Annotated in this window: 11 protein-coding genes; 6 read left to right on the top strand and 5 right to left on the bottom strand. The window is 64.6% G+C overall.

The annotated features are described in order from the left end of the window. Window positions 1-15: 15 nt before the first annotated feature. Window positions 16-1,161 carry a GTP-binding protein gene (locus ACEQZY_RS09975; RefSeq protein ID WP_370153958.1) on the top strand — a complete coding sequence of 382 codons (1,146 nt, stop codon included), beginning with the start codon at window positions 16-18 and terminating at the stop codon, window positions 1,159-1,161. Window positions 1,162-1,170: 9 nt separating this feature from the next. Beyond that, window positions 1,171-2,001, top strand: coding sequence for a hypothetical protein (locus ACEQZY_RS09980; protein ID WP_370153960.1), 831 nt, complete (start codon window positions 1,171-1,173; stop codon window positions 1,999-2,001). Window positions 2,002-2,010: 9 nt separating this feature from the next. Here the strand turns inward: ACEQZY_RS09980 and ACEQZY_RS09985 are convergent, their stop codons facing one another. After that, window positions 2,011-3,048 (bottom strand): asparaginase, encoded by a 1,038-nt coding sequence (locus tag ACEQZY_RS09985; protein WP_370153962.1) that lies wholly within the window; start codon window positions 3,046-3,048, stop codon window positions 2,011-2,013. A 70-nt stretch (window positions 3,049-3,118) separates the two neighbouring features. Between ACEQZY_RS09985 and ACEQZY_RS09990 the strand changes: the two genes are divergently transcribed. Continuing rightward, window positions 3,119-3,661 (top strand): RNA methyltransferase, encoded by a 543-nt coding sequence (locus ACEQZY_RS09990; RefSeq protein WP_370153964.1) that lies wholly within the window; start codon window positions 3,119-3,121, stop codon window positions 3,659-3,661. A 196-nt stretch (window positions 3,662-3,857) separates the two neighbouring features. Then, the gene (locus tag ACEQZY_RS09995) at window positions 3,858-5,381 is read left to right on the top strand and encodes a hypothetical protein (protein WP_341705145.1); all 1,524 of its coding nucleotides are present in this window, start codon (window positions 3,858-3,860) and stop codon (window positions 5,379-5,381) included. A 21-nt stretch (window positions 5,382-5,402) separates the two neighbouring features. On the opposite strand, the gene ACEQZY_RS10000 is transcribed toward ACEQZY_RS09995, so the two are convergent. Next, a complete protein-coding gene (locus ACEQZY_RS10000; RefSeq protein WP_341705146.1) occupies window positions 5,403-5,768 on the bottom strand; it encodes a DUF427 domain-containing protein in 366 nt (121 codons plus the stop codon). 128 nt (window positions 5,769-5,896) lie between these two features. Here ACEQZY_RS10000 and ACEQZY_RS10005 point away from each other — a divergent pair, with 128 nt between their 5' ends. Continuing rightward, window positions 5,897-6,322 carry a DUF1330 domain-containing protein gene (locus ACEQZY_RS10005; RefSeq protein ID WP_341705147.1) on the top strand — a complete coding sequence of 142 codons (426 nt, stop codon included), beginning with the start codon at window positions 5,897-5,899 and terminating at the stop codon, window positions 6,320-6,322. Here the strand turns inward: ACEQZY_RS10005 and ACEQZY_RS10010 are convergent. Beyond that, window positions 6,319-6,735 (bottom strand): response regulator, encoded by a 417-nt coding sequence (locus ACEQZY_RS10010; RefSeq protein ID WP_341705148.1) that lies wholly within the window; start codon window positions 6,733-6,735, stop codon window positions 6,319-6,321. The genes ACEQZY_RS10005 and ACEQZY_RS10010 overlap by 4 nt on opposite strands. Before the next feature lie 160 nt (window positions 6,736-6,895). Here ACEQZY_RS10010 and ACEQZY_RS10015 point away from each other — a divergent pair, with 160 nt between their 5' ends. Next, entirely contained in the window at window positions 6,896-10,288 is a 3,393-nt protein-coding gene (locus ACEQZY_RS10015) for a CHASE domain-containing protein (protein WP_370153967.1), read from the top strand. On the opposite strand, the gene ACEQZY_RS10020 is transcribed toward ACEQZY_RS10015, so the two are convergent. After that, window positions 10,285-10,722, bottom strand: a complete 438-nt coding sequence (locus ACEQZY_RS10020) for a YbaN family protein (RefSeq protein ID WP_370153969.1) — start codon at window positions 10,720-10,722, stop codon at window positions 10,285-10,287. The two genes, ACEQZY_RS10015 and ACEQZY_RS10020, sit on opposite strands and share 4 nt — an antisense overlap. Before the next feature lie 64 nt (window positions 10,723-10,786). Next, the gene (locus tag ACEQZY_RS10025; RefSeq protein ID WP_370153971.1) at window positions 10,787-12,610 is read right to left on the bottom strand and encodes an ATP-binding protein; all 1,824 of its coding nucleotides are present in this window, start codon (window positions 12,608-12,610) and stop codon (window positions 10,787-10,789) included. Between the last annotated feature and the right edge of the window lie 2 nt (window positions 12,611-12,612).

The following is a 12,612-nucleotide window of genomic DNA, read 5'->3' on the forward strand; positions in this document are numbered from 1 at the left end:
GCCAAGGAGTGCCGAATGTCCGAACAGACCGACAGCCGTTTCCCCGTTTCCGTCATCACCGGCTTCCTCGGCGCCGGCAAGAGCACCCTGCTGAACCGCCTGCTGCGCCATCCGGACATGGGCGAAACCGCTGTCATCGTCAACGAGTTCGGCGAGATCGGCCTCGACCATGCACTGATCGCCTCCAGCCAGGAAGACACCGTTCTGCTCAGCTCGGGTTGCCTGTGCTGCACGGTGCGCGGCGATCTGGTGAATACCATCCGCGACCTGACCGCGCGGCGCGACAGGGGCGAAATCAGGCCGTTCAGGCGCGTGGTCATCGAGACCACCGGCCTTGCCGATCCGGCGCCGGTTCTGCATACCCTGATGAGCGACCCCGTGGTCGCCGAACGCTGCCGGCTGGAAAGCGTCGTCACCCTGGTCGATGCCGTCAACGGCGAAAACACCCTGGACCATCACCAGGAGGCCGTGAAACAGGCCGCCGTGGCTGATCGGCTGGTGCTGACCAAGGTGGACATGGCGGACACAAAGGCGGTGCAGAGCCTGCGCCACCGGCTGCAGAACCTCAATCCCGGCGCGCCGGTCTTCACGGCTATCGCCGGTGACATCGCACCGAAACCGCTGTTCAATGCCGGGCTCTACGATCCTGCCACCAAGAGCTTCGACGTGCAGAACTGGCTGCGCGCCGAGGCCTACGGAGACGGACATCACCACGATCACGATCACGACCATGGTCACGGGCATCATCACCACGGACATGACCATGGGCATGACCATGGCCACGGGCATGACCATGCGCATTTCCTGAAGGCGGACGGCAGCCTCGACGTCAACCGCCATGATGCCGCGATCCAGTCCTTCTGCCTGACCTTCGACACCCCGTTCGACTGGAACACACTGGCCACCTGGCTCGACATGCTGGCCGCCTATCGCGGCGACAACCTGCTGCGGGTGAAAGGTCTGGTCAATGTCGCGGGGGTCGACCGGCCGGTGGTGATCCACGGCGTGCAGCACCTGTTCCATCCGCCGGCCACCATTCCGGCTTGGCCCGATGCCGACCGCCGCAGCCGTATCGTCTTCATCACCCGCGACCTGGCGCGCGAGGTGATCGAGCAGACCCTGTCCGCCCTGCAGCAGGCCGAAACACCACCAGCCTCCTGATCGCCGTTCATGTCCCAGCCTGCCGATCCGCAGCCCGACCTTTCTGCCGATCCGGATCTGGCCGCACTGGTCCGCAGTCTGCGGGCGACAGCGCGCAACCGCGTTTTTGCGCTGACCTATGCCGGCTGCAAATACTGGGTGAAATCGGCCGGCCCGCCGCGGCTGCGCAGTTCGGTTCTACTTCAGGCCGCGCTGGCCGGCCTGTTCAGGCTGCCGCTGCTACGGCCGCCGCACATGCCCGGCGGTGCATCCGGTCTTGCTGCCGAAGCGGCCGCGATCCGCGAACTGGCCGCGGCGGGCTTTCCGGTGCCGGCCGTGATTGCCTGCGCACCCGAATGGCTGGTGCTGGGCGATGCCAGCGAGGGACTGGAGCCGCAGCTGAATGCCGCCGCCGATGACGAAACGCGCTGGGCGCTGATCGCCGGTGCCGCTGCCCTGCTCGGCCGGCTGCATGCGGCCGGCCACTGGCATGGCGGCGCGCAGATCCGCAATTTCTGCCGGTCGCCGGCGACCGGGGAGATCGGCCTGCTGGATTTCGAGGATCACGACCTGCCCGGCATGATGACGGCCGAGCGGCAGGCCCGCGACCTGCTGCTGTTCATCTATTCGCTGGCCCGTTACGACCCCGCGCCGGATGCGCCGCGGCTGACCGCCCTGGCGACACATCTGCTGGCGGCGGCGGCACCGGATAGCCGTCGCGCCCTGCGCCGGCTGCGCCGCCGCATGGGCTGGCTGCTCGGCCTTGCCCGGCTCGTGCGCCGCTGGGGCGGACGCGACGTGCGACAGGCCCTGGAGACCGCAGCTGTGCTGACCGCCGCCCTGGCGGCCTGCCCCGACTAGAAGACCGCCTCAGAAGGCAGGGGGCGCCAGTCCGATGCTGCCGACATCGAGGCCGCGCCAGTTGGTCAGCGGCTGCTCGACCAGCGGACGGATCATCTCGCGGCCGGCCGCATCGAGCAGGCCGAGATGCTCGAGCAGTCCGCCGAGCGCCGTCTGCGCCGCCCGCGCGGTGCCGTCCAGCACCTTCAGTGCGATGCCGATGCCGCGTTCGGCGCTGGCCGCCGTATAGACGCCCTCGGCACCGGTCTTGGCAATGAATTTCCCGCCGCCGGCCTGCATCACGGCCGTACAGAACCGACCGCTGCCGGCGACGAAGAACGGCTCGGCGGCCACGGCCGCCGCCAGCCGCCGCGCCGCCTTCGCACGCTCTGGCGTCAGCCCATGGCCGGTGGCGAAGCGGGCGAAGCCGTGCGCCAGGCTGTGCAGCGGCACCGGCATCGTCGGCATCGAGCAGCCATCGATGGCCACCGTCTCCGGTGCGATCCGCACGCCGCAGACATCCTCGATGGCGGCCGTCACCCGCCGCTGCACGGCATGATCGGGGCGCACATAGCCGCGGATGTCCTCGCCCAGATGGGTGGCGACGCTGACCATGCCGGCATGCTTGCCCGAACAGTTGTTGTGCAGGGTCGACGGCGCCGCGCCATCGCGGGCGATCTGGCGTGCCGTGGCCTCGTGATAGGGCCAGTGGGCGCCGCATTCGAGATCGTCCGGATTGCGGCCGATGCGGGCGAGCCAGGCGGCCACCGTGTCCGTATGCCGTGCCTCGCCGCCATGGCTGGCACAGGCCAGCGCCAGCTCAGCCTGGCTCAGGCCGAAGGCGTCGGCGGCGCCACTCTCGACCAGCGGCAGGGCCTGGATCGCCTTGTTGGACGAGCGCGGAAAGATCATCTGTGCCGGATCGCCCCAGGCGGCGACGGTGCCGCCATCGGCATCGACGATGGCGGCCACCACCGGATGGCGGCTTTCCACTTGCGCGCCGCGCCTGACCTCGACGATAAAGGGCCGCGCACCGGGCGCCGGCAGGGGGTGGAAGGGTTGGCCCATGGCTGCCTCCTCTGCAAACTGCCCGCTTATACACAGCCGGCCGCCGGCCGAACAGGATCAGGACCCCCGCATGCGTGGCTATTTCGGAATCGGCGTCGAACGGATGAGCAAGCCGATGAATGCCGGCAACCTGTTCCGCACCGCCCACGCCTTTGGCGCCGGTTTCGTCTTCACCATCGATGCCGAATACTCGGTGAAGCGGGCCCGTTCGGATACCAGCAAGTCGCCGGACTCTCTGCCCTGGTACGAGTATGACAGCGCCGCCGACCTTGCCCTGCCGCAGGGCTGCGAGCTGGTCGGCATCGAGCTTCTGGAGACGGCGGTCGAGCTGCCGCGCTTCCGCCACCCGCTGCGGGCCGCCTATGTGCTGGGGCCGGAAATGGGCAGCCTGAGCCCCGAGCTGGTGGCCCGCTGCCGGCATGTGATCAAGATCCCGACCAGCTTCTGCGTCAACGTGGCGGTGGCCGGCGCCATCGTCATGTACGACCGCCTGATCACGCTGGGACGATTCGGCGAGCGGCCGATCTCGCCGCTGGCCCATATCCCGGGCGCGGCGCCGGCACAGGCGCCGGCCGCCGCCAATCCCGGCGGCCGCACGCCGAAACGCCGCTGAGCCGCCGCGGCGGCCGGCAGTATCAATTTCCGGTTAACCCTCGCGCTGCAAAACGCGCCTGCAGATGGCATGCGCGGATGCGGCCGCCCGCGGCCGGCCCTGTTCATTCCCTTTTAAACCCGCGCCTGTCATAGTGAGGTCACAGAGAAGGCCGGCGGAGAAGCCGGCGGCCGGCAGAGGCAGGACAGAACGCGGGATGAGTGCACCAACAGGGATTACCGAAATCTCGGGCGGCGTCGTGCTGTGCCAGGATGCCCATGCCCTGTCGGACCGGCGGGCCCGGCACATGCTGGGGCGGGTCTGCCGCGACTATCTCGACGAGAATATCCTGACGCCGATCGAGCTGCTGCATCACAGCGGCCATGCCAAGCTGATCAACAACGCCGAGAATCTCTATGCCGCGCTGGTCCAGAAAGCGGCGGTGGCGCAGGCGCAGGCCTCCAACAGCCCGGTGCGCGACAAGGTGAAGAAGCTGTTCGCCATCACCACGGCGGTTGTCACCCAGGTCGAGGCCTTCGAGAAGCGGCTGCCGGCCACCGCGCTCAGCCATCGCCTGCTGACCCAGCTCTGCGGCTCCGACCCGCTCTATGGCGAGCGCATCGCCTATACCGCCCTCGCCCACCATCTCGAATTCTCCAAGCACTGGACCGAGAAGGCCGACCGCTGCCTGAAGCTGCTGGAAAAAGGCATCGAGCATCCGGCGCTGACCGTGCTGGACGAGGCCCTGGCCGAGATCCTGCAGGCCAAGTCGGCGGTGCCGGAGCTGTTCGGCAAGTTCCAGGACGGCAAGCTGCGCATCATCCAGTTCATGGCGATCCTCGACCGCCGCTATGCGGTCGACGAGCAGGCCTATGCCACCGAATTCGCCGAACGCCTGCACGAGACCACGGCGGCGCACAAGATGCCGGCCCTGCGCGATGCCATCGTGCAGCTGGTACGCCGCCTGCTGATCTCCTCGGTGCCGCTGGCCTCGGAAGAGCCGGCCGAGGAATTCCAGGCCACCCGCGAAGTCTATGCACTGCTGACCCGCGACCGCGAATTCGCGCTGGAGCTCGGCGCTGCCGACCTGTTCGAGAAGCGCATGGTGCGACTGGTCACCGCCGAGAAGCTGGCCAAGCTGGTGCCCGGCTATTACTCGGCGCCCAAGCTGATGACCGCCCTGCAGCTGTTCGAGGAAGCGATCGGCGAGGGCCCGAAGGAAATCCTGCTGAAATACATCGCCTTCCTGTTCGAGCACCGCGATCTCGAAAAGGAATTCGTCGATCCCGCCTACACCACGGAAGAAAAGGTCGAGATCGCCCAGGAGCTGCGCAAGAAGACGGTCAGCGCCGGCCTGTCGGATCATCGCCGCGAACAGTTCCTCGGCATTCTCGATCCGCTGATCCAGCGCCTCGCCCAGGGCGACCAGCGCCGCTCGACCCGCACCCAGTGCGGCCCCGAGGATCATGTCGTGCTGGAAGGCGCCCGTATCCCGCTGAAGAACTGGAGCGCCATCGGCCTGCTGTTCGGTCCGATCACCGGCACCTTCCTGGAAGGCGAGCTGCTGAAGCTGACGGTGAAGATCAAGAACCCGAAGCTGCAGATCACCTTCGATGCCGAGGGCGACGTGGTGCGCTACACAGAGGACGGCTTCGTGGCGATGAAATACCGCTGCCTCGACGCCCAGATGGCCAAGAAGGTGGCGCTGTATTTCGACCCGCTGGCCGGCGCCCGGGCCTGACGCTTCGGCGCCGCCAGCCCCTCAGCCGTCTAATTGCTCGATGGCATCCACGCGGTCGGGATAGAAGGCGAGATGGCCGGCAATCGCCGCCACCGCCGGATAGGGCGCGTCATAGGTCCAGACGGCGTTTTCCGCGCGCCGGCCATCGACCGCCAGGCTGAAATAGCCGGCATCGCCCTTGTAGGGACAGTGACTGCCATGGGTGCTCGGCTCGCAGACCGACATGTCGGCATCGCCGCGCGGGATGTAGAAGACCGGCGGATAGCTGGCCTCGCGCAGCACCAGGGCCTGCCTGCTGTCGGCAACGATGCGGCCGTTGAAATGCACGCGCACGCGGCCCGCCGCCGGTGCGATGGCGATCGGATGATCCCTGCCGGGAAGTTTCATCGGCGCATCTCCCTGTATCTGCCTGATGCCGTTCGGTCAGCACCGAGATAACGCGGCCGGCGCCGTCTTCAATCCCGGCGCCGACGGTCCTACACTTGCGGAAACAGGAAAACGGCGAGGAAACCGCAATGACCGGCCATATCGACCCGACCAGAGAAATCTTTGCGCAGTTCCGCGACAATGACCGGCCGGGCCCGATCCACATGCTGAACCTGGTGCGGCTGCGCGCCGCCGCCGCCTATCCGGATGGCCGCGCCGCCACCGGCGCCGAGGCCTATGCAGCCTATGGCCGCGACAGCGGCCCGGTCTTCCGGCGGCTGGGCGGAAAGATCGTCTGGCAGGGCGGCTTCGAGCTGATGCTGATCGGCCCGCAGAGCGAGCGCTGGGACCACTGCTTCATCGCCGAATATCCGTCGGTCGGCGCCTTCGTCGAGATGGTCCGTGATCCGGTCTACCGCGAAGCCGTGAAGCACCGCCAGGCCGCCGTCGAGGATTCGCGGCTGATCCGCCTGCAGCCGCGCGCCCCGGGCCAGGGTTTCGGCGAGGCGGGCTAGCCCGCCTGTCCGGTCGGAATGCCGGATGCCGGCAGGCCGAGCTGGCGCAGATGGCCGACGAGACGGTCGGCATCGACCGGCTTGGCGATGGCATCGATGATGTTCAGGCCGCGGCTGCGGCCCAGTTCCATAGCCATGGCCAGAAACTGCGCGTCGTTTCCGGAGATCAGGATCACCGGTGTCGTCACCCCCTCGGCAGCGAGGTCGCGGATCAGCTCGAAACCGTCGCTGCCGGGCATGAACAGGTCGGCGATGATGACGGTGCGTTCGCGCTCGGCGGCGGAAAGCCGCGCGAAGGCATTGTGGAAATCCGCCTGGCTGACGAGATGGGTCAGGACATACCCGGCATGGGACAGCAGATCCTGCAAGTAAAGCGCATCATGCTGCGAATCCTCGATCAACAGGATCGTCATTCCTCACCTCGCCCTGCCAGGCCTGAAATCACACCGAAGCACCCCAGCGCCGGGCCCTCGTGGGTGGAATAATGCTGGTCCGGCACCACGCCAAGCATATATATTAGTGGCTGAACCAGCCTCAAGTATATCTTGTGCAGAAGAATGCGGGGGAAGCGGGTTGACGGAACGTTCGGGTTTCCCGGCGGGGCTTGCTGCATTGATTGCCGCCGCGTCGATCCTGTCCGGCCTGACGGCCGGATTCCTGCAGCGGGACCGCCAGGACCGTCTTTATGCATCCCAGTTTGCCGGCCTGACCTCCGAATTCAGCGGCCTGATCGCGGATCGCTTCCAGCTGTATGAATACGGCCTGCGCGGCGCGCGCGGCGTGGTGCTGACCGCCGGGCCGGACAGGATCACCCGGCTGCAGTTCGAACGCTATTACGAATCCCGCGAACTGCGGCGGGAATTTCCCGGCGCCCGCGGCATCGGCTATACCATCCGCGTCGCCAATGCCGATTCCGCCGCCTTCGCCCAGGCCGCCCGGGCCGACAATTTCCCGCTTTTCGCCATCCGCGAACTCGCCCCGAATGCCGGCGAACGGTTTGTCATCAAGTATATCTACCCGCTGGAGGGCAATGGCGGCGCCACCGGCCTCGACATCGCCTCCGAGGCGAACCGGCGCGGCGCCGCCATCGCCGCGGCCCGCAGCGGCAATCCGCAGCTGACCGCGCCGATCACGCTGGTGCAGGCCACCGGCGAGGTCAATCACGGCTTCCTGCTGCTGCTGCCGGTCTATGCCGGGCAGGCCCATCCCGCCAATGCGGAAGAGCGGCTGGCGGCCACGGTCGGCTGGACCTATTCGCCGCTGGTGGTCGGCGAGGTGCTGCATAACCTGGGGCCGCGCCGGGACGAGATCGCCTTCTCGCTGACCGATACTGCCGAGGAAACCAGCTTCTATGCCTCTCCCGGCTTCGATCCGGCCGCCGTCACGGACGGCCGGCTGGCCACCACTGCCGAAATCGTGATCTTCGGCCGCCGCTGGCTCGTCCGCTACCATATCCTGCCCGCCTTCCTCGCCAAGCATGGAGCGGTTTCCCCCTGGCTGCTGGGCGGGGTGATCGCCGGCATCGGCCTGCTGCTGGCAATCGCCGCCTATGGCATTGCGCGGAACCGCGAACGGTCCGGCACCATGAAGCGGCAGCAGGAATCTTTCGCCTATGGCATCGTCGATGCCGCGCCGCAGGCCCTGATCGTGGCCGACGAGGACGGCCGGATCGTGCGCGCCAATCCCTTCGCAGCCGGCCTGTTCGGCTGGAGCACCGAAGCCCTGGCCGGCAAGCAGATCGAAGACCTGATGCCGGCAGAATTCCGCATTGCCCATGCCCAGCAGCGCCGGCAATACGATTATGCCGTCAGGGTGATGGGCCGGCAGCGCGAGGTGATCGCCCGGCGCCGCGACGGTTCGAAATTCCCGGCCCAGATCCATCTGGCGCCGATGGATATCGGCGGCCAGCGGCTGGTGGTGGCCGGCGTGACCGACGTGTCGGCCGAGCGCGAGGCCATCAAGGTCCTCTCGGCCGCCCAGCAGCGCTGGCAGGAACTGGCCAATTCCCTGCCGCAGCTGGTCTGGACCTGCGATGCCTCGGGGGCCTGCGACTTCCTCAGCGAGCAATGGGCCCGCTATACCGGCATTCCGGCCGAGGCCCAGCTTGGTGCAGGCTGGCTCGACCAGGTGCATCCGGATGACCGCGACGGACTGGTGGCTGCCTGGCAGGAATCGGTGGCGACCAGCACCTCCTTCCGGGTCGAGTTCCGCATCCGCCGGCATGACGGCCAGTACCGCCTGTTCTATACCCGTGCCGAGCCGATCCTCGACAGCGCCGGCAAGGTCATGCGCTGGATCGGCTCGAACACCGACATCGAGGAGCGGTACCAGGCCGAGCAGAAGGTCCGCGCCCTGCTGGAGGAGATGGAAGCCCGCGTGGCCGAACGCACGGCCGATCTGGACACGGCGCGGCGGGATCTGGAAAACATCCTGAATGCGATTCCCTCGATGATCGCCTACTGGGACAGCAACCTGCACAACCGTTTTGCCAACCATGCCTATGAACACTGGTTCGGGGTCACCCCGGGCTGGCTGAAGGGCCGGCACATGCGCGAATTGCTGGGCGACGCCCTGTTCGAGAAAAACCGGCCATTCGTCGAGGCCGCCCTGCGCGGCGAGCCGCAAAGATTCGAACGGGACCTGACCGATCAGACCGGCAAGACCCATGCGACACAGGCCCATTACCTGCCGGACATCCAGAACGGAACGGTGCTCGGCTTCTATGTCCTGGTTTTCGATGTCAGCGATCTGAAGGCCTCCGAAATCGCGCAGAAAGCCGCCCGCGAGGCGGCCGAGGAAGCGACCCGGGCAAAATCGGCCTTCCTGACCTCGATGAGCCACGAACTGCGCACGCCGATGAATTCCATCCTCGGCTTTGCCGATCTTCTGGTCGGACAGTTTTTCGGCCAGCTGAACGACAAGCAGGCCGAATATGCCAGCATCATCAAGAAAAGCGGCGAGCATCTGCTGAAGCTGATGGACGAGGTGCTGGAGCTGAGCAAGATCGAGGCCGGCCGAATCTCGGTTTCCATCGAGCCGGTGAATGTCGTCGCCACGGTGAAATCGGCGGTGGCCACGCTGCAGCCGCTGGCGGAGCGCAACCGGGTGACGATCGATGCCAGGGGCGTGGCGCCGGACGACCTTTTCATCTCCGCCGACCTGACCCGGATTTCACAGATCCTGATCAATCTCGGCAGCAACGCGATCAAGTACAACCGCCGCGGCGGCTGGGTGAAATTCTCCTGCGAAATCCTGTCCGACGATTTCGTGCGCATCCGGGTGGCCGATAACGGCCGCGGCATCCCGCAGGGCCGCCAGGCCGGCGCCTTCCAGGCCTTCAACCGCATGGGCGCCGAACAGGGCACGGTCGAGGGCACCGGCGTCGGACTGGCGCTGGTGAAGAACCTCGCCGAGATGATGGGCGGCCGGGTCGGTTTCGAAAGCACCGAAGGGGAAGGCAGCGTGTTCTGGGTCGACATGCTGAAGGCCGAAGCCGACAGCGTGGACGATCTGGCCCGGACCGAGGCCGGCCTGCCGGTGCAGATTCCGGCGGCGACCGGGCCGATGCGGGTTCTGTATGTCGAGGATAACGAGAATAACCGGCAGCTGTTCCGGCATTTCATGGCCGTGCTCAAGAATGTGGAGGTGATCGAGGCGCCGGATGGCCTTGGCGGCCTCCATGCCGCGCGGACCCGCCGGCCCGACCTGATTTTCCTCGACATCAACCTGCCCGGCATGAACGGCTACGACGTGCTGCGGGAAATCAAGGCCGACCCCGCCCTGAAGGCGATACCGGTCATTGCCCTGACGGCAAACGCGATGTCCGGCGATGCCGAACGGGGCATCGCCATGGGTTTCGACCGCTATCTGGAAAAGCCGGTCCGCCTCGACCAGATCCTGCGCACCGTGCAGGCTTTCCAGGATCAGATCGAAGAACGGCGCGCCGAACAGGCCGCGGACAGCTAGCCGCCCGCGGCGCCCGCATCGTCGCCGGCCGCCTCTGCCGCATCCGCCCTGGCCTCCGCCGCAGCCGCGGCCGGATCACGCGGCGGTTCCGGCCGCGAGAGAATGAAGGCGGCGGCCCCGGCCATCGCGGCGGCCTGCACCCCCAGCAGCCAGGCCTGCAGCCCGGCCAGCGCGCCGGCCGCCAGGGTCAGCACCATCACGGCCACCGCCGTAACCTTGGCCCGCCGCGCGATGGCGCCATGGCGCTGCCAGTCGGCGATCACCGGACCGAAACGGCGATGCCCGGTCAGCCAGGCATGCAGCCGGGGCGAGGACCGCGCGAAGGCAAAGGCCGCCAGCAGGAAAAACGGCGTCGCCGGCAGCAGCGGCAGCACCACCCCGGCAATGCCGAGGCCGGTGGCCAGCAGGCCGAGACCGGACCAGAGGGGACGCACCAGCGGACGCATACAGAGCAGTATGGCATGGGCGACACAAATCCAATAGCTGCAACAATCAAAGCTACTCTGCCAGCATCGCCTGTATTCGGCGGAATAAACCATCCAACGTACCCTTGGCGTCTCGCTCTTGAAGCATTGGCAAGGTCATTCTAGACGCGGCCTCTCCGCACAGGCGGCGTTTTGCATTGCTCGCCTTTTTCTTTATATCAGCATCATCCAGTTGATCCCACGGCCGAGCACCGTCGGCCATCAAATGAATCTGTTGAGCTACCAGCAATGGAACATCGCAATCATCATCAACAGCAATTCGAACATTAAGTGCGTTCAGTATTGCATCAGGATGAAGATAATTTTCGATTTCTCTCTTGCAGGTTAGCAACGCAAAATCCCCATTTCCCCTACCATTCACTTCGTCGACCTGCGCCTGATAACCTGCCTCATTATCGCGGTCATAAAAATGAACTTCGCGTTTGTGCAAACCACGTAAATAGCGGCGATTGACCCAATGCTTGAGCGTTCCACCACCCGTAACAACAAATGCAACGCGAGGGTCTGTAGCCAAATCTATATGGCCATAAAGTCTTGAGAGATGCTCAAGGCAAATAACATCCGTGGGGCCTTCGACATACAGGAGAAGCCTCACCCTGTTATCTGGTAAAACACCCAATTGATCTGCGACAACCCTTAGTATCTCATCATCGACATCAACAATCCTTGGATGGAGAAGTTCATCACGCCTGACGTAGCGAATGCCGGATGAAGGAACTAACGAAGCAATTCCGGGCACATGCGTCGTTACAATCACCTGAACTCCGGAGGCTTCACTAAGATCTATCAATGCGTTTATTAGCATCTTTTGATTTACTGGATGCTGAGAGCTTTCGGGTTCTTCTATGGCGTAAATAATCCCGGGAGCGCCACTTTCAGCTTGCCGGCGCTCCGCTTCAGCACGGAAGAAATTTAACAAAATTAGGCGTCGGACTCCGGACCCACGTTTGTTTATCGGCACCGCATTCTGATCTGTCAGAGAAAATTTAAATGATGCCCATTTAGGTTCTGCCTTTGGGGTCGGTCTTAAGGCATCCGCTAGAGATGCGTCCATCTCTCGAAGCTTTTCTAATGTCTGTTGCGCGACAGCCTCAACCCTCGCTCGAACAGCTTCCTTTATCTTGTCTAACTCCCCCTCCATGGCCCTAACGGCTTCTTTGACCGCCGCATCAAGCGGGTCTGTGATCTCAGAATCATCATCGCGACTTGGGCGATCAGCCTGAAACAGTGCAAATGCAGGAAGGTACCTCTGAATTTGCGCCCATATTTTCTTTCCGTCCTCTTCGCTCAACGGAACCTTGGTGGGCTGTAAGTTTAATGCACCAACGTGCCTCCAGATGCTGTTGCGAATATCCGAGTTTACTCGCTCATCCACCTCTTCAAGTGCCGCACCAATTTCTCGGGCCCGCGCCTTGAGCTTTGCGTTGTTCAACTGCAGCAGATCATTCGCTCCAGCCACGACAGGATGTAGCGCCAATGCAAACACGCGCACAGCCATCTTTGCCGTACTGAGATCGTACTCTTTTAGAATTTCCAATCTTCCCGCTGCATTTAGAAGATGCTCTTTCGCGAGCGTTGTTCTCGCTTGCGCATCAAGAACCACTTCGTATGGCAGATCTTCGAACTGACAGGAAATGCGAATTATCCGCTCTTGGCTGCGGACATTTAGGTCCTCGGCATCAGGCTTCTCTTCATCAAAAAAGATACGAAGCGCCTCCAGCAAAGTGCTCTTTCCCACGTCGTTTCGGCCAATGATCGAGGTAAAGGCTTCAAGTGTAAAAGACGTGGGTTCCAGATAGCCTCGAAACCCTTCAATCGTTAATTGATGCAATCTCATCT

This window comes from Ferrovibrio sp. (assembly GCF_964218355.1).
GTDB lineage: Bacteria > Pseudomonadota > Alphaproteobacteria > Ferrovibrionales > Ferrovibrionaceae > Ferrovibrio.